Genomic DNA, 24,210 nt, shown 5'->3' on the forward strand with positions numbered 1-24,210 from the left:
TATTTTGTGAGATATGAACGTTCGACCGCCGCATCCGATTCGCTCACCAAACTCGCCGTTTACAAAAATTCGGCGTGGTGCGACCGCGTTGGCGGCGGTGGTGCTGTTCGCACTTTTAGGTTTTCGGTACCTGGCAAACTATGAATGGATCGAAGCCTTATGGATGGTCGTGATTACGATCTCGACCGTTGGCTATGGCGAGCACAGCGACCATGACGTCCCGGCACAGATCTTATCAATGGCGGTCATCCTGTTGGGGACAACCGCTGGGGCTTACACCTTCACCGGCTTGATTCAGTTGACGCTGCAAGGCGAATTGGATCGGGCCTTCGGGCTGCGAAGAATGGAAAGAGAAATATCTCGGCTGAAGAACCACACGATCATTTGTGGTTTTGGGAAGAGCGGACCGATCTTGGCCGAGGGGCTTGCCCGTTTAAATCGAGGGTTCGTGATTGTCGAGATCGACCATTCGAACTATCAGCAGGCGATCGAAATGGGGTATCTGGCCATCAACGCCGACGCCACTGATGAAGAGGCATTGAAGGAGGCACACATTTCTGAGGCGGGGGCGATTGTGGTCGCATTGCCAAGTGATGCCGAGAATGTCTTTATCACTCTGTCGGCTCGCAACTTGTGTCCCTCGATCCGCATCGTTGCACTCGCTGACCAAGAGAGCACCTCGCGGAAGCTACGTCAGGCTGGCGCAAACGAGGTTGTCATGGGGCACCAGATGGTCGCCGAATACATGTCACGTCTGGTAACACGTCCGACCGCGGCGCAGTTCTTTTCGTCGTTGACGCAGCCCGAATTCCAAGACCTGATGTTGGACGAACTGGCCATCCCTGAGGGCAGCAGTTTGCAGAATCGATCGATCGCCGCACTGCGGATTCGTGATCGAGATCAGCTATTGGTCGTCGCCGTAAAAACAAAAGAGGATACGCTGGATTTTAATCCGCCAGGTGACCGCGTTTTCAAATCTGGTGAGACCGTCCTGGTGATGGGAAAGCAGAAGGACGTGACCAGTTTTAAAAAGACGTACGGATTGATCGATACGGTTGATTGAGACTCATCGATATCGTCCACGCAGCTCACGGTAGATTTCGTTCGCGGGTTTGCTCCGCTGCAACCGTTGCTGGTGTGTGTTCTCGTCGCGTCGGATTTTCGAATCCAATGCGTGCTCGACTCGCTTCAGCAATCGTCGTGGATCGACCGGTTTCATCAAGACTTCTCTGGCGCCCAGGTCGATGGCGCGTCGATGGATCTCGGGCGAATCATTCCCGGTGACGACAATGATTGGCACGTTCTTTAGCGAGGGCTCATCGCGAGCGACTTGCAGCAGGTAATTGCCACTGACGTCGGGCATCGAGATGTCGACGAGCACCAAGTCCGGGCTTTCTTGTTTCATCCGGCCTGCGGCGTCAATGGAGTCGCAGATTCCGACAACATTCCAATAGCCTGCAACATTTAAATGCGCAGTGATCACATCGATGACGATTTGCTCATCGTCGATTACGAGTATTTTGCTATTGGAAATGTTCTTGTCACGATCGAACATAGAATCGCTCCATGCGTTTAGACCTCCGCGCTAACGCTTGTCAGAAAAGTCGCTTTCTGCCGGTATCCGTCTGTCAGTGCACGTCGTTCTTGCAGCGCGTCCGAGTTCGCGTCATCAGCAAAGATTACATCAGGAATACTACTGACCCGTTCGAATCAGTCGCGGGATTTCCCTCACATGGGATCTTTGTTCATATCATTCAAAGTCTGGCGACCAGCCTTAACGATTGATCGAAAGCCTCTGTTGAGTTTGACGGGAAGTTATTGGCTACGTGATGGAGCGAGTGGGTAATGAGACTTTGGTTTGAACGATCGTCCCTAAAAACAGTTCTGGCTCTGACAGGTCTGATTGTCGCAACGAATCTCCAGGCTGATGGCACAATCCGCGACGGCGTTAGTGCTCGCAGTATCGGTCGCGGTGGAACCAACATCGCTCACCGAGACAATGCTCACGTGATGCTGGACAATCCCGCAGGTTTGGTCGGCAATCAAGGCGACCATCTGTTCGAAATCGGTGGGCATTTGCTGATGACCGATTTGGACTACTGGGATACCGACAATGCCAAGACTGGCGATATTGATAATCCCTTTCCGATCGGCGAAATCGCATTTGCCAAGCGACTTGATGACGATGTCATGGTCGGCATCGGGATGTTTTCGCAGGCCGGTTTCGCTGCCGAATACATGCTCAACGGCCCCGCACCATTCTCCGGTCCGCAGCACTATAAATCGATCGGTGCGCTGGCAAGGATCCTGCCAACGGTGTCAATCAATTTGACCGATCGGCTGTCGTTTGGTGCGACCCTAGGCGCATCGATCAGCCACGTCGAGTTCGAAGGCCCGTATACCTTACAAGGCCCCAATGCACTGGCAGGGACACCTACCCGCGTTGATGTTCAAGGGACCGGGATCGCACCCCATTGGTCGATCGGTTTTCAATACGACCTGACCGAAGACACGACCATCGGTGTTTCTTATCTCGAAGAAGCCGACATGACTCTCGATGGGACGACGGTTGCGCAAATCCCATTGGCGGGCAGTGCACGTTACGACTCTCGTCTCGATGTGACTTGGCCACGCTTGCTGGGAGCCGGAATCGCTCATCGGACAGCCGCCCAACGCACGTTTTCCTTCGACGCGATTTGGCTTGACTGGGCAAGTGCTTACCGGCAGATGGATTTGACGTTGGCCAGTCCAGACAATCCTGTTTTTCAAGTCCTGGCCCCAACACTGGACGAGTCTATTCCGTTGAAGTGGCGTGATACGGTTTCGTTGCGGTTCGGTTTTGAACAAGAGCTGGCAAATCAAAACGTGTTCCGGATGGGATACACCTATCACCGCAACCCGATCCCCAACTCGACATTGACGCCATTTATCCAAACGACAATCGAACACGCGATCGCATTCGGTTACGGATGGAACTGGCACGGATACGAGATGGACTTCGCTTACCAGTGGATGTTCGGTCCGGACGTGACCGTGGGAACCAGTGATTTCATCGGAGGTGACTTCGACAATAGCGGTTCTTCAGCGAGTGCCCACCAGTTTTCACTGAGCCTGCGTCGCCGGTAATCGAAGCGGCTTCGCTTAGCCGACTCCGGTCCGAAGACCGCTGACATGAACGTTAGTGCGAACGCGATTCGGGCAATTGCTAGCAAAGCTTGAAGCAGGATCGATAAAGGCAGAATAGGAATTGATCTTGATTCTGCTGGAGACGCGGTCTATTTGTTGCCGATACTTGGTGGTTTGGATGCTGCCTGGATTGTTACGCCAGATCGGTCGGACCTGTGAACTTGCGGATCTTTCATTGCTCATTCCCGCTGTGGTGTGTCGCTATAGCGGCATGCTGCGTGCTTGGTGGATGTAGCCAAAATCCGTACTTGGCCGTTCCCGGATCGGGCGCTTATCCGGCTCAAACAGGACCGCTTAGCCCCGGGATTGGTCAGGCGGCCAATCCTAACGATGCACGTCTGGCGGAACTAACCCGACGGGTTCAGTTGCTTGACGACAACAACCGCCAACTGCATACCCAGCTGGCTCAGAGCGAGCAGCAGTCGCAGGTCTATCGCGAAGAACTGTCGCTGGTTCGCAAGCAGCTGGCCGCTACCAATCAACAACTTGACGACGCGCGTTTGGCGGCGAAGGACGCACAGAACCAAGTGCGTGGCTTTCAGGCGTCGACACAGCGACGTGGCGGCGCATCGATCGTCCCCAACACCAATCTCGGTCAGCTGGCATCGAGTTTGAACCTGGGCGGGCTTCCGGTGGAGCGTGATGGCGAGCGAATCCGCATAGGAATCCCTAGCGATCAGCTGTTCGCGCCCGGGACGGCTCAGTTGATGCCACAAGCGAGCCAGATCATCTATCCGGTCGCGGCACAGATTCGAAGTCTGTTCCCAAGGCAAAAGATCGGTATCGAAGGCTACACCGACAACGCAGGCGGCATGGGCGGATCGGCTGCCGCACATCAACTCGCTTCGGCCCAGGCGTCAGCGGTTCTGGATGTCTTGACCAGACAAGCCGGAATGCCCGTTTCGCAGTTCTTTATTGTCGCCCAAGGCGCCAATCGACCTCTCGGATCAAACGCGTCTGCTTCCGGGCGGGCCGCAAACCGACGGATCGAATTGGTGATCTATCCAGAGACCTTCCAGTAGATCTGGAACAGGCCGTCGTTCTAGATCGGAACGGCTTGGATGCCGGGCAACTATTCGGGCGGCAAATCTGAAGCGATGTCAAATCGTCGCCAGCACCAGGATGTGACGACAACGGCGCAAATGGCCAACGTCCAGGTTCCCATAATCGCACCGCTGATATAGATCGGGGCGATGTAGCTTTCGTTGAACAACGCGCGGCAGACGGTCACCCAAACCAGCAGCGCTCCCACGGCGGCGGCGATCAAAGTCGCTTTGCCAAGGAACATCACATTGGCGCGAACAACCATCCCCAGGCCTTGTGCGTGTTCATGGTGTGGATAAGCCAAGAACAGTGCGTTTTCGGTTGCGAATGTAAATACGGCCAGTGCCGAAAGCATGCCTGCCCATCCCAGGATTTGTGACCAACCGGGATGAACCACGATAGCCGCGATTGCCAACGTTGTCAGTTGAAATGCCATCGTGATCAGGATCGGCAGCAGCATCTGGCCAAGTACTGCGTTGATCGGGTTGAGCGGTAGGGCACGCAAAAGCAACATGCGTTTTAGGTCACGCCGGAAATCGATGCGAAGTGCCGGTGGGGCCAAAAGCATGGTGCACAGCGCGATCCCGGCAACGACAAATGCCCACTGATTGGACACTCGGCCGGTCAGCAGTGGTGAAAGGCACAGCAGCGTAGGAAGGCAGAAGCTGAACAGGATCGTTCCGAGGTATCGTCGTACGGACAAAGCTTGCCGCCATACAAGTGCCAACGCATCGTGTGTTCGTGAGGGCAGTCGACGCTCGATGGCATCCAGGAACGAGCGTTGTGAAGCGACCGAGGATCGACTCGCGGCCACGGCTTTTCCAAATTGTCCTTTAGCCAACGCTTCGCGTTCACGCTGTAGGCGGCTGTGATTGGCCCAGCGATCCACACGCACCATCATGACGATGCCGGCCGGGATCAAAGATACCGAGGCGATCAGCTGCGAGAACGTTTGCGACGAAAGTTCCGAGGTTGTCGCCAGTGAGGCTGCCGGTTGCCATGGTAGCGCCAGCCACTGAATGCAGGTGCTCGATGCGACGTTTCCGATCGCACTAAAGCTGTGCATCATATAGATCCCCGGTCCGGAACCCGGTGGGGTGATGCGTACGAGTTCGGCAAGCATTTGGATAACCGCCGCGGCAGCAACGACCGAAAGCGACGCTCGCCAGAAGATTTGATTTCGTTTAGAGATCCCGGTCACAAACCGCTGCCAAGTAATTCGCACGGTTTCCAAAATCATCAAGGCCGCAAAGACACCAACCGCCAAAAGCCATCCGTGCCGAACATCGGGCGCAAGCGCGATTGCCAGGAAGAATGTCTTTAGTGCCGCCGAGCAGATCACGCTGGTGACTTTGTATCCCGCGAATAGCGAACGTGTGATCGGTGCCCCACCGAGCCACAGGTTTTCTGCCGCGGTGTATTCCATATCGACCTGTCGATCGGTCCAAACACATCGCACCGTGTGGTAGATCAGGTAAAGGACCATCCCGCCGGATAGCCATAGCCGAAGCGACTCGGGATCGGCTGTCCGACGTGTCGCTAGGATCAGTACGCCGTTGAGCACATAGACGCTAAGGAATACGATCGCGATCGCCGACGCAACGATTCTTCGTGGCGAGCGCAAACGGGTAAATCCGCGTTGGAGACGGAAAAGGCCTCGACGTGCGGTCAGCCAAAGCAGGTGTCGCAGTGGATTGGTCATGTTGTGACTGCGGATGTAGCCTCAAAGTATGCTTGTTCAAGCGAATTGGCAGACGGAAACTGTTGACGCAATTCTTCGACGTCCCCAAAGAACTGCAGCCCTCCGTCTTGCATCACAATCAGGTGCGAGCAAACGTCTTCGATCATCGCCAGCAGGTGACTGGAGATAATGATTGTCGCCCCCGCGGCGGCACGTTGGCGGGTTGATTCCAATAGGCGTCGGATGCCTGGCGGATCGAGCCCCGTCATCGGTTCGTCAAGCAGGATGACGCTAGGATCGAATAGGTAAGCACAAGCGATGGCAAGCTTTTGCCGCATCCCTCGAGATAGCGTTGTTGCCCCGGCGTCGATCTTTTCTGCAAGCTGAAAATATTCGAGCAGTTCTTCTGACTTGGCCTGACGATCGGGAACGTCATAGATTCGGCCAATGAACTCCATGTGTTGTCCGACGGTCAAATCGTCAAACAATGGTGGGTCATCGGGGACATAGGCCAGACGCCGCTTCAATTCGATGAGGCTGGAAGAGTTGTAGTCGGTCAATTCGCAATTCGCGACCGTCAAGCGACCGCTCGTCGCGGGGATCAAACCCGCAAGGCAACGCATCGTTGTCGTCTTGCCCGCTCCGTTTGGACCGACAAGTCCTCCTATGCTCCCCGGTTCGAGGGAGAACGAGACTCCATCGACGGCGAGATGGTTGTCGTATAGTTTGCGGAGCTCTTCACAGCGTAGCATGAGCCGTGCCAAGTAGTGCGGGTGAATAGGTCGGGGCTGCGTGAAGAGTAGGTCACAGTTTTATGCAACGCCGCATTTTCGCCAGCGAAAGCGAGACGATCGTCATCGCTTGACCGCATTCTGGAGGGGGTGATGTTATCTGAAGCAATCGGACCGAAACGTTGTCCGTGTCCGCCGTCCCTCGATTGAACCACACTTCAAGATCGTTGGCGGTCGCTCGTTTGGCAGCCAGCCGATTACTGTCTGAAGATTCGGCTTGTCAGTTAAGGCCGGCGAGACGTTGCCAGCGGCGCGACAGTTCAGCGACTAATTGTCCGCGACCAACGGGCGATGCAGTCGAATCGAACTGGAGGAGCTGCTCGGTGATGTCGCATGATGAAGTTGACGAAAGACTTCGCCCTCAAACCGATAGGCTTGGCGTAGCAGATCCGACACCTGAGCCATGTCGTGTTCGCCTAGCTGCTGGTTGTTTAGCGTGACACCGAAGATTCGCCCGTGGGATGTTCGTCCGAAGATCTCGTCAACCGATTGGCCGAACGCCAACGCGGTAATCATCGAACTCGATTGCCGAAGTGATGCGACCGGTTGGATCAGCAATTTGGAATTGGCATCGCTGCGGATTCGATAGATGTCGAGTTGCCCCGAATCGGTCGCCGCGACCAAACGCGAACGATCCGAGGAAACCATGATCGCTGTGATGACGCGGTGATCGGCGTCGGTCTTGGAAAGCCGTCGACCGGTTGCCGGATCCCATAACGCAAGGCTGCCGTCTCGTCCCGCCGTGGCAATCAGATTTGCTTCGCTGTTCATGCTGGCGGATTTGATCTGGTCGCGATACAAGACAAGTTCACTTGCCGGTTCGATTCGATTGGCCTCCCACTGCACGACGTCGCCACTGCGCAGCCCCGCGTAAAGCCTGTCGCCGGTGATCGATAGAGCGATCGTCCAAGCTTTCGCGTCGGCTAGGCGGATGGATTCCAATTCACGTGTCGAATCCAAATCCCAGATTCGGACTGTGCCATCGTCTCCACAGGAAATCAAACGGCGATCAACGGGGTGCAGCAAAATTGACCGGACAACTCGGTCATGGCCGTCAAAACGGCGATCGACCTGTTGTGTTTCGATATCCCAAATCGCGATCGAACTTTCCACCGTTTCGGAGGCGATTTTGTTTCCGTCGTCAAGAAAACGAAGGCAGTGCAGGCGATCGGTTTTGGCATCGATCAATCCAACGCGTTCTGCAGAATCGGTTTCCCAAACACGAATGATTCCGTCACTGCCGCCAGCTGCAAATCGCCGTCCATTGTCACTGAATGCGACGGACTTGACATTGTCACTGGAACGGAAGCTTCGCAGTAATTTACCGGAGATTGCATCCCAGAAACGGATGATTCCGGACGAGGTACCACTGGCGATGATCATTCCGTCAGGCGAGTATTCGACCGAAGAGACCCAACTGTCGTGCTGCAAAACTAAAGGTCCGTTCTGCCGGTCTGATAGATCCCAAACACGAACCGTTTGATCGATGCTGGCGCTGGCAAGCTGTTTTCCGTCGCTTCGAACGGATATGGACAGGATGCCATCGTCATGACCCACCAAGCGTTTTCGCGATCGATGGGTTATCGTGTCAATCAGTTCAATGGCGGAGCTAGCTTGCTGTTCGTCGCTGTGGTTGCGCAAAAGATCACCGCCGGCGAAGGCAATGAATTTGCCTTCCGGATCAACTGCGATTGCGCCGGCAATCCCATCGATCGATGCCAACGTTTCCGGTGCGTCGCTAGGGCGATACGGTGAATCATCAACGGTCCAAAGTTTGACGGATCGGTCCAGACCGGCGGAAAGCAAATGGCGATGGTTGGCATGAAACCGCAGCGCCGTGACGGATCGAGTGTGCCCACACAAAAGCGACGAAGAATGGTAGGTATCCGTCCGCCACGTTTGAATCGCCCCGTCGGTTCGTCCGACGGCGAATAGCTGGCCATCTTGTGAGCAGCAGATCGATGCGGGAGCTTGGCTGCACCTTGCGTAGTAGCGAATCAGATCCCCGTTGAGTGCGTCGTGTAAACGAATGCGGCCCTCGGAGTCTCCTACAAGAATTTTTTTGCTATCCGGCGTGAACGTGAAGCAACGGACAGGAGTTTCGTTCGTTTGGCTCTGCCAAAGTAGCTTTCCCGATGATGCATACATCTCCAAAAAGCCATCCGCCGCGGCACCCCACTGGATCCCACTCATCAGTAAAACAGACTGGCCATCGGGCGAAAGTTGCAGCGAATGAATATCAGTCGATGAATGCTGGAACTGATAAATCGTTTGCTGTTCAAACGGGTTTAGCACTAAGACTTTTCCATTCGACGTCGCAATCGCGAGGAGCGGTGTGTCGGTCAAAGATGCGTCGGTCTCTTGCCAACACAACGAAGCGACCCTTCCGGCAACCGCGTCTATTCGCGAATGGATTTCACCGCTGGTGGTGTCGATGATGACCAAACCATCTTCGCTGGTGTCGCTGGCCATCCATCGCCCGGATGTATCCAGACAGACTGGCCCGACGATGTCATCATCGAAGTGTTGCAATGGCAGCGTCGAAGGATCATGTAGCGAAAAGCGGACCAGCTGCCCGTAATCCGTGGTTGATATGACCTGGTTGGACAGTGGACCAAATGCGACTGCTTTGGCTGATTTAGCCATCCCTGCAAATGTTCGCAGGCTTGAATCAAGACGGTTGCGCGCCAGGTACCATTCGAATTGGCGTTCGGTGGGAGGGACGTGGTGCAGCAATCGAAGCGATTCTCGGGTCCGTCCTTGTTCGCCGCGGTCACGCGCGAGCAGGTAGTGCGTTTGCGCAGCCATCTGTTCGGCGGCTTGGCGAGCCGCGATCGCTCCGTCGCGCTGCAGTTGTGATTCCTCGGAAACTCGCGTCGCATGGTCAGCTGCTTCGCGAGCATAACGTTCAGCGATGATCGCTCGCTGGCGTTGGACCTCGCTTTGCGACCACATATAGATCGATGTTGCCAAACCGATGCCTAGGGCCAGCATGACGATGGCTGCGGTCATCGCCAGATAGCGGTGTCGAACAAGCGATCGCTGGAATTGATAGATCAGCGGCCGTGGGTTGGCCAGAATCGTTTCACCCGATAGATGTCGTTGAACGTCATCGGCGAGTGCCGCGGCGGTCGGATAACGGTGGGTCGGGAATTTCTCCAACGCTTTTAGAACGACGCAGTCCAAGTCGCCTTCTAAAGATGACGCGAGACGTTCCGGTGTAAGTCGACGGCAGTGTGCGACACCAAAGGCATCGTCACCGGCGGTTCTGACGTGTTGGCTCGGTTTGCGAACGTCTTCTTCTCGTAGCGTCCGCAGTAAGCTTTCCAGATTGTCAGTCAATGATCGCAACCGACCGATCGGTGATTGTCCGGTCAGCAGTTGGTGCAGAATCACGCCCAGCGAATACACGTCGGTTCGGGAATCGACGTCGGCATCTGTTACCCGTGCCTGTTCGGGGCTCATGTATTCGATCGTACCGATCAGGTCGCCGTTTTGCGTTTGATCAAACGAATCGATGATCCTTTCGTTGTGAGAAGATTTGGAAAGTCCAAAGTCGATCACTTTGACAATCGCTTGATCGTCATCCTGGGACTGCACCAGCAAATTGGACGGTTTGATGTCGCGATGGATCACGCCTTTCTGATGGGCGTGCTGGATCGCATCACAAACTTGGGTAAACAGCTTCAGACGCTCGCTAAGCCGCAGACGGTTCTTATCGCAGTAAACATCGATAGGAGTCCCATGCACCAGCTCCATGACCACGAACGGGCGACCGGATTCATCAAATCCGGAATCCAAGACTTTGGCAATGTTGGGATGATCCATGATCTCCAACGCGATTCGTTCACATTCGAATCGGGCCAATAACCGAGAAGAGGGCAGATCACGCGCGATGACTTTTAGTGCGACATCGCGGTCGCCTTTGGCGTGTCGTGCACGATAAACACGTCCCATGCCGCCGCTGGCAATCAACGTCAGGATCGAGTAGTCACCGACGTGAGTCGGAGACTCTGAATGAACTTTGAATTCGAGCTCGCCACCTCCGGCGACACTGCCATCCTGGTCAAGCGTTTCTGCTTCTGCAGAATCCACGGAGATGCCGATGTCTCGCACATGTTCTTCATCATGCATGTCATCTGCCTTTGACAATCAGTTTCCCGTCAATCTCAAGTTGATGATAGCCAAGTTTGCTCGGCAAGTGGGCAAGACTTCGTTGCCGACTGCGTAATTGTCTCGAACAAAAAAAGAATGGTCCAGGAGCTAGCAATTCGATCTGACGGCATTGCGACGAACTTTTGAGTAAGTTTGCCAATCAAATTTCCGGTTAGGTCATTCTCTAGCAGAAAGCTTCTTTCAATTAGCAGAATCGCCCGTTTTTTCGTTCGATCGTCGACTGTTGTTGTCTGTGATCGTTACGTCCGTCTGTCGGGTGATTCAGAAGGTCCAGGCTATTGGCTGGCCACCAGCAGGCCAACAATGCCGGCAATGGTAACGTAATAGAAAAAGACGATCGCTGTTTTGCGGATGACATCGCCTTCGCGGCCGACCAGCCCGACAACGGCACAAGCGGCGACGACGTTGTGAACACAGATCGTGTTGCCCGCAGCACCTCCGATGGCTTGCAAGGCGACCATCCAAAACGGATCCGCACCGATGTGTTCGCCGACTTCGAATTGGAACAGCGAAAACATCATGTTGCTGATCGTGTTACTTCCGGCGACAAAGGCGCCCAGCCCACCGACCAACGGTGCGATCGCAGGCCAAGCATGGCCCGCCAGAGCTGACGCCCCCATGGCAAGTTTCGTCGGCATCGATTCATAGCCTGCGGCGCCACCGTCGCTATGGATGAAGACTTGCACCATTGGGACCGCAAACAAAAGAGCGATTGAAGCGGATCCGACCATGCGAGCCGAACGATGGAAGGCTGCTTTGACAGCGACAGCCTTCATTCGGTGTAACCCAATCGTGGCGATGCAGGCAATCAGAAAAACCGCACCGGGTAGATACAGCGGGGCGATCGGCTGAATGTTGACTTCGCTGGCAAAGATGCCTTCCCAAGTTGACTTGTCGACCGGGATGGTCAAGCCTTTCAAGCGACTGCCGATGCTCAGTTGTGGCAGTCGCGTGATGACCAATAATGCAGCGGTAAGGACATAGGGTGTCCAGGCTAGCCACAGTGGCATCGGGCGGTGGGAGTTCTTGATAACGATTTCGGTGCTGCCGTTCCAACCGGCTGTCCATGTGGATCGGTCGGGAAAATCCCATGCGGGTTCATCCGGGACGAGGAACCCAAATTTTGCCGCAGGCACAACAATGGATAACCCAATCAGCCCGCCTAGTAACGATGGGAATTCTGGACCCAAGTAGTACGCAATAAGCGTGGACGGGATCGTCATCGCAAAGGATGCGAACACCGCGAACTGCCAAACACGAAGTCCCTCAGAAATGGAACGTCGTTGGCCGAAGAACTTGGTGATCACGACCACAAGGAACAGCGGTATCAGCGATCCGCAAACCATATGAACGGTCGCGACACGAGCCCCGATCAGTGGCAGTACGGTGTCCCAAATGTTTTCGCCGGCGGCCAACTGTTGATGTGCGAACCGGGCGACGCTCTCGCTGCCAGTGAGTCCATTTTTGACGCCGATCAATATCGGTGTGCCAACGGCACCGAATGACACTGGCGTACTTTGAATGATCATGCCAGAGATGACGGCTGCCATCGCCGGAAAGCCGAGCCCAACGAGAAGCGGCACGCAAACCGCTGCAGGTGTGCCAAAGCCCGCGCTGCCTTCGATGAACGTTCCGAACAGCCACGCGATCAAGATGACTTGGATACGCCGGTCGGGCGTTATCCGAGTGAAGCCACTGCGAATGGTTGCCAGTCCGCCGCTTTCGCTTAATGTGTTTAGCAATAGGATCGCGCCGAAGATGATCCACAGCAGCTGAATCACCACGGTTAATCCTTTGACCGATGCCGCCGCGACGGTGGCGAAGTCGACTTGCCAGATGGCCAATGCCAACGCGACGACACTGCCATAAGCGATCGGCATGGCTCGCGATGCGGGAAGCCGCAATCCGACCAACAGAATCGCGACCACAACAATCGGGGCGAAAGCGGCAAGCGATACGAGGCTATCTATCAAGCGAACCCTTCTCCACACACGAAACCGGTAGCGAACGCTGCATCATAGCAGTGTTCGCATCGGCGGTGTTCGCATCGGCGGTGTTCGTGTTCGCGCTTGAACTGTTCGCAACATCGCAGACGATGGATGCGATCACAATCGCCGGGAAAGGTTGGCGATCAAACTATTGAAGCGGCAATTCGAAGCAGGCGATTTCTCGTGCGTTCCGAACGTAAAGCTTGTTCCCCACGACGACCGGATGGTTCCACGATTTACCTTCGAGCACAGGAATCTTCGCCAGTTCGGTCAGGCGATCCGGTGTTGCCTTCGCGAGGACGATTTCGCCTTTTTCGGACATGATCAGCAGCTGATCCGAATCCGCAAGTAGCAAGACTTGTCCATTCCCATAGCGTCCTCGTTTCCATTGTCGCTCACCAGTTTCCGCATCGATGCAGGCAAAGACACTGCCATCGAAACCATAGATATTGCCTTTGTGATAGACGAAGTCATTGAAGTCTGGTTTCATCTGAAGCGATGTCCAGTCTTCGGCGGTGCTCCACTTTCCATCGTCCGATGATTTTGAAACGGTGATCTTGCGCGTGCCGTCTTGCAGTGCGGTTGCAAGGTAGACACTAGAGTCGACAACAAGCGGTTGTAAGGCACGATAGTTTTCGACTTTCCATTCGTAGCTCCAGATGACTTCACCCGTCGACGGTGAATGGAAATCGACTCCGAAGTTGGTCAGCATCAAGATGCCTTCGGTTCCCGCGATCGTTGCCAACTGAGGTGAGCTATAGCTATGGCTTCCTGATGGTGCTTTCCACGCGATGTCACCTGTCTGGCTGTCATAGGCCAGCAGTCCGAGGTCGTCCTTTCCACCTGCGTGGACGATGACGTTATTGTCGATGACCAGCGGCGATGACGAGAATCCCCACGGAGGCGCACTTCGCTTGGCGTCTTCTTTCAAATCGCGACGCCAAACTTCGGTTCCCGTATTTGGATCCAAGCGAAGAACGATTCCGTCGGCGCCGACTGCATACAGAGCGCTTTCAGACAGGGCGTTTTCGGACAGGGCGTTTTCGGACAGGGCGTTTTCGGACAGGGCGTTTTCGATAATCGTCGGAGTCGCACGAGGACCGGCGCCACCAATCGCTTCCCAGAATCGACTGGGATAGGTGAATTCCCAAATCTGTTGTCCCGTGTTCGCATCCAAGCAGATGATTGCTTCATCTTCGGCACGTTGTTCCTGTGTAAACAAACGATCGCCACCGATGGCAAATGATGACCAGCCGGGACCGATCTTCTGTCGCCAAACTTCGTTGGGCGGGTTGGCTTGCCAGTCTTCTTGTAGGCTGACTCCGTGTAAGACGCCATCACGCTTGGGGCCACGGAACGATGGCCAGGGAGCCGAGGCGAATGAAATCGGTTCGGCACTGGGAACGGCCGTGTCGTCTCGTTTTTTGAGTTCGGCCAGGTACTGTTCCTCCGGAGTCGGCGCCCAACGCCACAGCATCTCCGATTCAAACCGTCCCGTCAGGCCTTGCAGTTGCTGGGTTTCCCAATAGCTCACAAACACTGCGCTCGCCACCAACGCATAATGCACCCGTTTTTGCGGTTTGGCAGCGAACAGGATAAGCGAGACAAGGAAAGCAAGCACGGCGGTCGGGATGACCATCACCATCGTCGCCATGTCTTTCATGGACTGATCTAGCAGAACAATCGCGACGCCTAGGATGGTGAAGAAGCCCAGCGTTCCGATGACCTTTTCTTTGACACTGCCGCGACTCGCAAAGCACCACCAGAGAATCACGAACACGCCTGCAATCGCCGGCCCTAAAAAAGACGCCATCATGAGTGACAGCGCCATGGTGGGCATCTTTCGCGCGGCCAGCAAAGCCAGGATGATCGTTAGCAGAATCCAAGCGGGCCAAGTTCGAAGTTTGCTCGCTGTCGACGTTTCGGTTGGTGAGGCCGAATTGGTGTCGTCGGTGTGGCTGTGTTCATCTTGGGAGATGGAAGCTTCTTCAGGCATGTCAGATGAGCTTTGTTTATCAGTCATGGATAATTCTCATGCGTGTTCGTCAAACGGAACGATGCCTTGGGACAAATCGTCAAAAGTTTTCGCTTCGACGTTTTGGGGAGGCAAGTCAGCAAGGTACCGGTTCGCTAGCAATCTACGCCAGAGGGAACTCTGTACTGATCAGTCCAAGTTTTGGCACCGCTAAGAACACGATCTAAAATAGAGGTTCCCGCTGGCGGGAGGGTAAAGCAGCGATCGACCAAGTGTTAAAATGCTTTTATGAAGATAAATGATTGGAATGACGCTTGGGACGCTTTGAACTTCGACAATCGGTTTACTCGCCATCTGCCCGGCGATCCGGCAACGGAGAACTCGACCCGACAGGTTTATGAAGCTTGTTATTCACGTGTGAACCCATTGCAGTTCTCGCGTCCGCAGCTTGTTGCCTACTCACGCGAAATGTTGCAGCAACTTGGCTTGGGGGCGGACATCGTTCAGTCCAGCCAATTTGCCCAAGTATTTGGCGGGGGGGAATTGTTGCCAGGCATGGACCCGTTCGCGATGTGTTACGGCGGCCATCAATTCGGCAATTGGGCAGGCCAACTCGGGGACGGACGAGCGATCAATTTGGGTGAAGTTGTCGACGTCCATGGTCGGCATCAAACCTTGCAGTTAAAGGGATCTGGGCCGACTCCCTATTCACGATTCGCTGACGGTTTAGCCGTTTTACGAAGCAGTGTCCGCGAGTTTCTGTGCAGCGAAGCGATGTATCATCTGGGCGTTCCGACAACGCGAGCACTCAGTTTGACGCTGACCGGTGAGACGGTCACCCGAGACATGTTTTACGACGGCAATCCCAAGCAAGAACCCGGGGCGATCGTTTGTCGTGTGGCACCGTCGTTTGTGCGGTTGGGGAATTTTCAGATCTTCGCCAGTCGTGGTGATGAATCGACGCTTCGCATGTTAACGGACTACACCATTCGGCATGACTTTCAGCATTTGGGTGAACCTTCGAAAGATGTCTATCCTGAATTCTTTGCCGAGGTCTGCCAGCGTACCGCTGAGTTAATGGTGCACTGGATGCGTGTGGGCTTTGTTCACGGCGTCATGAATACGGATAACCTTTCGGTGCTCGGGCTGACGATCGACTATGGTCCGTATGGATGGCTAGAAGACTACGATCCGAATTGGACTCCCAACACCACCGATGCCCAAGGCAGGCGTTATCGCTACGGTCATCAGCCTCAGGTCGCGCAATGGAATTTGGCTCAGTTTGCCGGGGCTTTGCTGCCTTTGGTCGAGGGTGATGTCGAAACCATGCAGGCGGGGCTCAAGCTATACGTGGATACGTTCGAGGACGGTTGGCATTCGATGATGTCAGCGAAGCTGGGACTGGATCGTTTCCGCGGTGAAGATGACCAACAGCTTTTCGGCGACTTGCTGGAAGTCCTCGTGCTTGCGGAAACCGATATGACGCTGTTCTATCGGTTGTTGGCGGATCTGCCATGTCAAGCGGCGACTGGTGACGAAGAATCCACCGAAACGCAGTGGTCAGATTGGATGCGTGTGATGGGTGAAGCCTATTACGAACCCGAGAAGATCAGTGATGACGCGATTTCAAAGACGATGCAGTGGCTGCAGTGTTATCGCCAACGCATCGCGGATGCCGCAATAACCGATCATCAGCGTCGCCAGCGGATGAACGCTGTCAACCCGCTTTATGTGATGCGAAACTATCTGGCTCAGCTAGCGATCGATCGCAGTGAGCAAGGTGATCACGACGGCATCACTGATCTACTAGACGTGATGCGTCGCCCTTATGAAGTGCAGCCCGGTCGCGAGGACTTTGCCAAAAAGCGTCCCGAGTGGGCAAGGCATCGTGCGGGCTGTTCGATGTTGTCGTGCAGTTCTTAAAGTCTGTGGTCAAAACTCTCGCCGCTGTCTCATGAGCTTATTAACTAAGTCATAGCCAACAGCAAATCGTTGAGCGATGCGAACTCATAAGACGCGGGCCAGATCACAAATTGCCTGGTGAAGTTAGTCACCAACGCGACTCTATGAACTCGGTGTCTCCGTGTTTCGAATTCTTCCTGCCTAAGCAGCCCAGGCCAGGAAGCGGGGGCGCTGGCGCCAGCCCGAGGTTACCAGCGTCCAGTCCGCCGGCACCTAACCGCACGCTGGCGCGTTGCGGCTGATAGGGTCGCCGATTGAGAAGGACCGGGGAAAGCACAGCTAGATTAGCCGCTGGCGCCAGCCTGCGGTTACCAGCGACCCAGTCCCGCAGGCACCTAACCGCACGCTGGCGCGCCAGCGGCTGATAGGTCTGCCGATTAAGAAGGACCGGGGAAAGCACAACTAGATTAGCCGCCGGCGCCAGCCTGCGGTTACCAGCGACTCAGTCCGCAGGCACCTAACCGCACGCTCGCGCGCCAGCGGCTGATAGAGTTGCCGATCGGTTACGGCTTTGCTGCATCGAAGTATTCTTGGAGCGATGCAAATTCTTTGGCGTCCTTGATCGGCGTGTAGCTGTAAAGCTTTTCCGAATTGTCGAGGTCGGTTGACCATGACTTGAAGTCGAATCGTAAAACGAATTGATAGTCCTCGGGCAGTTCGACTGAACCGTTTGCACGCAACATGTCTGTCAGGTCAACAAGTAAACGCAGTGGCATTGGCTTCGGTGCTTGGCTGACCCACAACTGCCATTTGACGTCGTCGTCTTGGATTCCGAAAAAGTGAATTGCCGGGGTATCACCACGAAACGGATCACGGTCAACCACTTCGACTGACTTCACACCGCTAAGCAAAGATAGTTGTGGATCGACACCTGCCAGCGACAGTGCCAAAACCGGTTCGGGGTAAGGTCCCATCGGGAAGGGCAGCTCAAAGACGCCGCTTTGCATGGCCAAGGGCTCGGGCAGATGACAGAAAGCGGATGGGGTGATCGCAATCGTTGCCTTCGTGTCGCTGTTGTAAATCCGTGTTCGCTGCTGGTCACTTTTGAAGTAGACGGTGAACTGTTGCGGTGCGGTCGAAGCGATTTGGTAGCTGGACGTTTTCGAGCTGATGATCGCGCCACCGATGATCGTTTCCTCTGCGACATCGATCGAGACCCGAGTCGACTTGGCATCGCGGATTCGCGAGAACAATGGCTCGATTGCCTTGACCGTTTCAGCATCGATATTCGGTTCTTCTTGGGGTTGATCATCAGGATCTGCTGGGGCAGATTTTTCGCCATCACCGGATGACTCGCTGTCGGCAGCCGCCGTCTTGGGTGATTCCTTTTCCTGTGCAGTGCAAACCGGTGCGGCAAAGGCAAACAGAGTCGCGGGTACGAAAAGCACAATTCGAAAGGCGAAGCGGATTCGATAGTCGAGATTAGAAATCACAAACTGGCTCGCAATGGCAGAGAGTCGGGAAGGGTATTTGGCGCGGTTCGGACGGTCGGTTCCACCGTTGGGCATCCAAAGCGATATGGCAACCGAAAGGTAGCATCAATCGATCGGTAGCCTTCATTTTTTGCCTGGCGTCAGGCGATGCCTAGCCCCGGATGATGATACGGTAAACAAAGTTCTCACGCCCGTGACCGGCATGGCGGTTGGCGACCCAATTTCTTACGATTCTGGGATGGAAACCAATGAAAACGACGTTGATACGTCCACCCCGAAATCGTCGCCAATCGGTCGGAATCGTTGGCTGTTGATTTGGGCCGCGGTCGTCTTGCGCTGGCTTGCACAGCCGCCGCTGAATCTTTGGCCGTGTATTTTTATCGCGGTCGTTCCATTATTGATGTTGGGCAAACCTGGGCAATTGACCCGTCGACACTTCGGCGGCCTCTTTCTTGCCGCGACGGTCTATTGGGCGGTTTCGCTTCAAGGCCTGCGCCATGCGAATCCGTTGATCTACCCATGTTGGATCGCTTTGGCGGGATACTTGGCGTGCTACACCGTCTTGTTTGTTTTCATTGTCAATCGATTGAGTCAGCGGAAATCGCAACCATCGATCGCGAAAATGGATCCGGCTCGTCTTCCGCTGTTCTTATTGGTTCCGACGGTTTGGGTCGGGCTGGAGTGCATACGGAACTATTTCATGACCGGCATCTCGGTATTGATGCTCGGTCACAGTCTTGCCGACGTTCCACACTTGATCCAAATCGCGGACATCGCTGGTACCTATGCCGTATCGTTTGTGATCGTCACAGTGAACGTCGCGATCTTTTTATGGTGTGAGTATCTGAATCGCTCCGGCGACAAATCCAAACAGCAAAACTCAGCACAGCAAAAACTTGCACAGCCAAGTTCCTTTTCTCAGGCGGCGATCGGCGGTGTCTTTGCGATTGTCTTGCTTGTGTCGAGTTTTCTTTATGGGGCGTATCGTCTCGGGTATCAAACGCAGGCGAGTTCGGTGACGATCGCACTGATCGGTCGCAATGAGCCGATCGAATATGTGCAAACGAAGGAACGTGAGTTAGAGATCTTTCACGCCTATCTGGAAGAGTCCACCAAGGCGATCAAGCAGAACGAACCGAAAGTTGACGCCCTCGTTTGGCCGGAATCAATGATGACCGGATCGATGCCATGGCTTGATGGCGACGGCAGTGCCGAAGACGCGCGACGAAACGGTGTGACTTTATTCGAAGTTCAGGCATGGCTCGAAGAGCAGCGGAATCGCTTTCAGTTTCGTGCCGCGAACATGCTGCAGCTGCTTGCGCAGGACAACGGTGATCGGCATGAACCGCCCCATCTGATCGGCGGCTGCGCTGTGATTGACTATGGCGAAACTACTAAGGGCTATAGCGGATTGGTGCACCTGACTCCCGATGCGGATGTCGATCAGTGGTATGGAAAGATGCACCTGGTCATGTTTGGCGAGTACATCCCCCTGATCAAATCAATTCCTTGGGTTCGAGACTTTGTCCCACCGGGAATGGGTATCGATTCGGGAGATGGGCCACGGGTTTTTCAAGTTGGCGACTTTGGACTGGACGCAAACATTTGTATTGAGACCGCTGTGGAGCGGGTTTCGATCAACCATTTTCGCCGGCTACGGCAGCAACAAAAGAAGCTTCCCGACGCAATCGTCACGGTCACCAACGATGGTTGGTTCGATGACTCTAGTGTGATCGAGCACCATAAACGCTGTGCCCAGCTGTTGGCTGTTGCTTGTCGGCGTCCCATCCTGTCAGCAGCCAATAACGGACCGACCGTCTGGATCGACAGCTTCGGACACGTTGTTCGCCAGCTTCCGCAGGGCACCAATGGTCATGTGCTAGCAGAGCCAGCGATCGATAAGCGAGTGAGCTTGATCGTCCGTCTGGGAGACTGGCCAGCAAGGTTCCTCGCCCTGTTGACCGTCGCGATAGTCTTTCCATGGCGTCGGCAGCATCACGCCAACTGATTGGGCACTCCATTAAGAAGTGTTTGGTGGTCACCGCAATCGCTTTCTAATGGCAGCTTGTCTTCCGCACATCGCCTGCAGGGCATCATCCGATGTCAATCGTGTAGATTCACAATTCACCGGCACCGACGATTCCTTTATCCAGTATTTGTCATGCAATCGAGACTTCAGCATCAGCAAACGACCGAGAAACAAAGCACTCGCCAAAAGGCTCTGGAGGTCAACTTAGACAACCGACGCTATGGGACGTTTGCGGAGATCGGAGCCGGCCAAGAGGTTGTGCGTTGGTTCTTTCGTGTCGGTGGCGCGTCGGGAACGATTGCAAAAAGCATGTCGGCGTACGACATGAAAGTTAGCGACGCGATCTATGGCCGAGCCTCTCGGTATGTCTGTCGAGAGCGTTTGGAATCGATGCTGGACTACGAGCACAAGCTAAACATCGATCGCCTGCGTGAGACTCGCGGTGACACGACCGCATTCTTTGCGTTCGCGGATACAGTCTCTGCGAGGAACTATTCGGGAACGAACCAATGCCATGGTTGGATGGGCATCAAGTTTCAAGCTCATCCGCGTGATGATGATAGTCAAATCATCATCCACGTCAGGATGCTTGACGACGACGCGGCATTGCAGCAAGAAGCTTTGGGTATCGTCGGCGTCAACTTGGTTTATGGCGCGACGATGTTAAATCACGAGCCAGAACTGTTGGTCGATTCGTTGTTGGATGGCTTGACGACATCACGAATCGAAATCGACATGATCGAGTTTTCAGGGATCGCGTTTCGTCATGTCGACAACCGCTTGATGAGCTTGAAACTGGTCGAATTGGGACTTAGCGGCGCTGCCATGTTTGCCGCCAACGGCGAAGTGCTACAGCCTTCGGAGTTCTTTTATCGCAAAGCCATCTTGGTCGAACGTGGCAGCTTTCGTCCCGTTTGCAACGTCAACTTGGACATGCTGCGTTGTGCACATGAAAAGTTTTCTGAACAGCCCAACGTCAAAGGCAAAGAGATTGCTCAGGTGATGGAGATCACGATGAACAATCTGAAAGCGGAAGGTCAGATTGACCTTCGCGATTTTCTGGCCCGGGCGGACGTGATTGCCGCGTGTGGTATGCCGGTGCTGATCTCCGATTACTTCCAGTATTTCCGATTGGCCGCCTATCTGAACGATCGGACTAAGGAGTCAATCGCGATCGTCATGGGGGCGGCGAGCATGAAAGACCTGTTCGACGAGCAGTATTACACCGGGCTGCAAGGCGGCGTGTTGGAGTCGTTCGGAAGGCTGTTTAAGAACGACCTGAAGGTGTTCTGCTATCCGCTGCAAAACCAGGAAACCGGAGAACTGGAAACCAGCGATAACCTGGAAATTAAACCAGAGATCCAGCATCTCTATGATTACCTACGAGGCCGTGGTGATATCGTCGCATTGGATAACTTCGATCCGAATTCGCTTGGTGTCTTTTCAAGAGACGTTCTGAAAAGGATCAAAGATGGTGATGACAGCTGGCAATCGATGGTGCCACCAGCCGTTGCTGAGGTGATCAAGTCCAAGTATTACTTTGATTATCAGCCTGCGTAGAGCCCTATCAGCCGCACCGCGTTAGCGGCTGTTCTTGCTCGGACAACCGTGGCTAATGCCCAATCGGCTAATTGGAGCATCGAGCTTGGAGCCCTATGAGCCGCACCGCGTTAGCGGCGGTTCTTGCATGGACAACCGTGGCTAACGCCCATCGGCTAATCCGGACATCAAGTTGGAGCCCAATCAGCCGCACCGCGTTAGCGGCGGTTTTTGCGCGGACAACCGTGGCTAACGCCAATCGGCTAATTGGAGCATCGAGCTGGAGTCCTATGAGCCGCACCGCGTTAGCGGCGGTTCTTGCATGGACAACCGGGGCTAACGCCCAATCGGCTAATCCAGCTGGACCAAATCGCCAGTTCGTGACGCTCTCATTCTGCTTTGCCAAGCCCGACGATTTCCAGCAAACGCAAGGCGTTGGTCGTTGGGCTAACGCCGGAATGCATTTGGTAATCGAACGTCATCTGTTCGTTGCCCTGGGCATCTGGCGTAATCGTTTCACGGAAGTGGACAATCTCTGAAACCGCGATCAGTTCAGGTTCGTCAGCGAGTTCAAGGTCGTGTGTGCTGATCGCACCAATCGCTTGGCATTCGATCAGGTGTCGCAAAACTTGTGTCACGGCAATCTGACGTTCGCGTGAATTGGTGCCCTGTAAGATTTCGTCTAACAGGAACATCGAAACGATGCCTTTGTCGTCGGCCAGATGCCTGGCTCGATCGACGACGCCTTTAAGCCGTTTAAGCTCGGCCATGTAAAAGGAAACGCCTTCGGCCAAGTTGTCACGGACTCGAATGCTTGTGGAAAGTTCGATCGATGGCAACGAAAGTTCTTTGGCACAGACGGAACACCCCGTGCCGGCGAGAGCGATGTTTAGCCCCGCACTTCGCAGCATCGTGCTTTTTCCCGACATATTGCTGCCGGTAACCAAAAGTACCTTTCCCGGTGGGCCGATCGTGACGTCGTTGCAAACACGTGCGTCATTGGGCAGCAGCGGGTGTCCGAGTCCGACGGAGCGAAAGCACTGGTCTTCGTTGCTTAACGATTCACCGTCGTTCCATTTGGGAAATACCCAATCGGGGTTTTCGTCGCACACTGCGGCAAGCGACATCAAGGCTTCGACTTCACCAAAGGCGTTGAACCATTCGGGGACATTCTCACGGTACTTCTTTTGCCATGATTCAAGCTTTGCGAACACCCGCACGTCCCACAGTCCAAAAATCTGAAGCGGCAGGTAAAGCAAAAACGTCCCTGCGGATGTTCGAAGTGAACCGAGCCATGCGATCCAGCCCAGGTCACGCATGCCTTGCTTGGCAGAGTTTTCGGGGGCATCTAGCAGCACGTGGTGCAGGTGTTCTAAGCGTGCGTCGGCGCTGGAGTCATCTACCAACCAGTTGGCTGCGGCGAACAGCTCGCGATATTCGTCAACGCTTTGTCGACTGGACATCGCGATGGAAAAAATCTGGTGGACCGGGCCGAGCATGACCGTCGAAATCAAGACATTGATCACAACGATCGCGACCAGTGCGGCAAGTAACATCTTGGCCGTGTAGGCGTCGACTACACCCAGTTGAAATGACGCGAGTGCCACGATTAGCACCACCGAAGCGACGCTGGAACTATTGGACCATGGGACCATCCAGCGATGTTTTCCGAGCCAGGCATCACTTTGCGACCAGCGAATGAATTCATCTGGATCACCGGTCCCTTGACCGACATCAGTTGCCAGCGAGTAGAACCTCAATCGTTCCTCGCGTTTGGGTGTCAGGCGTTTGATCGCCTGGCTTCGTAGTTTTGCGGTCGAAGCGTTTGCGGTGCTGGTCAACCAACTGGCAAGCGTTCGGACACCCACGGTGGTTCCCGCCATCGAAACCAGTTGAAACAGCGATGTTTTGCCGAGCAGATCCAAGTCGTCGGCGACGTCCTTTTGGTGCTCTTCGAGCTCCACCGTTTGCAACCGCTTTCGCGTCGCTTTCCAGTTCAACTCGTCCCAGTTGCGATCCAGTCGCGCGATCAATCGGCGCAGGACTTCACAGTCGCGTTCTTTGGCCGCGATGCCGTCTCGAACAGGTTCGTTCAAAACGGCGACGACAAAGAATAGTGCGAACAGTCCCCAGCCGATCCACATCACGACCATTCCGACATCGGAAAAGGATCCCAGCAGGATCATCGCTAGCGATACGGTGAACAGCAGCACTCGCGCGGTGGAGAACTTGGAGTCCTTTTGCCGGAGGGCTACGAGGTGCGCTTCGGCATCCGCAAGTTTTTGTTCGTAGAATTGGCGAGCCGATTGGGTAGGTGCCGCTTTACCAGCAGCTGTCTCTGTCGATTCCATGCGTCTTGAATGATTTCCTATGGCGGTGCCCAGTCTGGTGGTGCCCAGTCTGCCG

Annotated in this window: 15 protein-coding genes; 7 read left to right on the top strand and 8 right to left on the bottom strand. The window is 54.7% G+C overall.

The window, feature by feature from the left end; all coding sequences use genetic code 11:
• Positions 1-13: 13 nt before the first annotated feature.
• Entirely contained in the window at positions 14-1,063 is a 1,050-nt protein-coding gene (locus tag LOC67_RS01635; protein ID WP_230260713.1) for a potassium channel family protein, read from the top strand.
• Between the two features lie 3 nt (positions 1,064-1,066).
• Here the strand turns inward: LOC67_RS01635 and LOC67_RS01640 are convergent, their stop codons facing one another.
• A complete protein-coding gene (locus tag LOC67_RS01640) occupies positions 1,067-1,555 on the bottom strand; it encodes a response regulator (RefSeq protein ID WP_230260715.1) in 489 nt (162 codons plus the stop codon).
• A 290-nt stretch (positions 1,556-1,845) separates the two neighbouring features.
• On the opposite strand from LOC67_RS01640, the gene LOC67_RS01645 reads away from it, so the two are divergent.
• Together LOC67_RS01645 and LOC67_RS01650 are read left to right on the top strand one after the other, a co-directional pair.
• Complete coding sequence (locus LOC67_RS01645; RefSeq protein WP_230260717.1) at positions 1,846-3,126, top strand: OmpP1/FadL family transporter; 1,281 nt, start codon at positions 1,846-1,848, stop codon at positions 3,124-3,126.
• Between the two features lie 215 nt (positions 3,127-3,341).
• Positions 3,342-4,208 carry an OmpA family protein gene (locus LOC67_RS01650; RefSeq protein WP_410001107.1) on the top strand — a complete coding sequence of 289 codons (867 nt, stop codon included), beginning with the start codon at positions 3,342-3,344 and terminating at the stop codon, positions 4,206-4,208.
• Between the two features lie 50 nt (positions 4,209-4,258).
• Here LOC67_RS01650 and LOC67_RS01655 read toward each other — a convergent pair whose 3' ends face one another.
• From LOC67_RS01655 to LOC67_RS01675, 5 genes are all read right to left on the bottom strand, one after another.
• Positions 4,259-5,932, bottom strand: a complete 1,674-nt coding sequence (locus LOC67_RS01655; protein WP_230260719.1) for a hypothetical protein — start codon at positions 5,930-5,932, stop codon at positions 4,259-4,261.
• Positions 5,929-6,663, bottom strand: coding sequence for an ABC transporter ATP-binding protein (locus LOC67_RS01660; protein ID WP_230260720.1), 735 nt, complete (start codon positions 6,661-6,663; stop codon positions 5,929-5,931). Before LOC67_RS01660 ends, LOC67_RS01655 begins: the two co-directional genes overlap by 4 nt.
• A 306-nt stretch (positions 6,664-6,969) precedes the next feature.
• Entirely contained in the window at positions 6,970-10,854 is a 3,885-nt protein-coding gene (locus LOC67_RS01665) for a protein kinase domain-containing protein (RefSeq protein WP_230260721.1), read from the bottom strand.
• Positions 10,855-11,153: 299 nt separating this feature from the next.
• Positions 11,154-12,851, bottom strand: coding sequence for an L-lactate permease (locus LOC67_RS01670; protein WP_230260722.1), 1,698 nt, complete (start codon positions 12,849-12,851; stop codon positions 11,154-11,156).
• Between the two features lie 163 nt (positions 12,852-13,014).
• Positions 13,015-14,889 (bottom strand): PQQ-binding-like beta-propeller repeat protein, encoded by a 1,875-nt coding sequence (locus tag LOC67_RS01675; protein WP_230260723.1) that lies wholly within the window; start codon positions 14,887-14,889, stop codon positions 13,015-13,017.
• A gap of 11 nt (positions 14,890-14,900) precedes the next feature.
• On the opposite strand from LOC67_RS01675, the gene LOC67_RS01680 reads away from it, so the two are divergent.
• Together LOC67_RS01680 and LOC67_RS01685 are read left to right on the top strand one after the other, a co-directional pair.
• On the top strand, positions 14,901-15,068 hold the full coding sequence (locus LOC67_RS01680; RefSeq protein WP_230260724.1) for a hypothetical protein: 168 nt from the start codon (positions 14,901-14,903) through the stop codon (positions 15,066-15,068).
• Between the two features lie 61 nt (positions 15,069-15,129).
• On the top strand, positions 15,130-16,764 hold the full coding sequence (locus LOC67_RS01685; protein ID WP_230260725.1) for a protein adenylyltransferase SelO: 1,635 nt from the start codon (positions 15,130-15,132) through the stop codon (positions 16,762-16,764).
• 542 nt (positions 16,765-17,306) lie between these two features.
• Here the strand turns inward: LOC67_RS01685 and LOC67_RS01690 are convergent.
• A complete protein-coding gene (locus LOC67_RS01690) occupies positions 17,307-18,236 on the bottom strand; it encodes a DUF2092 domain-containing protein (RefSeq protein ID WP_230260726.1) in 930 nt (309 codons plus the stop codon).
• Positions 18,237-18,474: 238 nt separating this feature from the next.
• On the opposite strand from LOC67_RS01690, the gene lnt reads away from it, so the two are divergent.
• On the top strand, positions 18,475-20,244 hold the full coding sequence (gene lnt, locus LOC67_RS01695; RefSeq protein WP_230260728.1) for an apolipoprotein N-acyltransferase: 1,770 nt from the start codon (positions 18,475-18,477) through the stop codon (positions 20,242-20,244).
• A gap of 153 nt (positions 20,245-20,397) precedes the next feature.
• Positions 20,398-21,825 (top strand): TonB-dependent receptor, encoded by a 1,428-nt coding sequence (locus LOC67_RS01700; protein ID WP_230260730.1) that lies wholly within the window; start codon positions 20,398-20,400, stop codon positions 21,823-21,825.
• 368 nt (positions 21,826-22,193) lie between these two features.
• Here the strand turns inward: LOC67_RS01700 and LOC67_RS01705 are convergent, their stop codons facing one another.
• A complete protein-coding gene (locus tag LOC67_RS01705) occupies positions 22,194-24,155 on the bottom strand; it encodes a MutS-related protein (protein WP_230260732.1) in 1,962 nt (653 codons plus the stop codon).
• Positions 24,156-24,210 lie beyond the last annotated feature (55 nt).

Source organism: Stieleria sp. JC731, from assembly GCF_020966635.1.
Taxonomy (GTDB): Bacteria; Planctomycetota; Planctomycetia; order Pirellulales; family Pirellulaceae; genus Stieleria.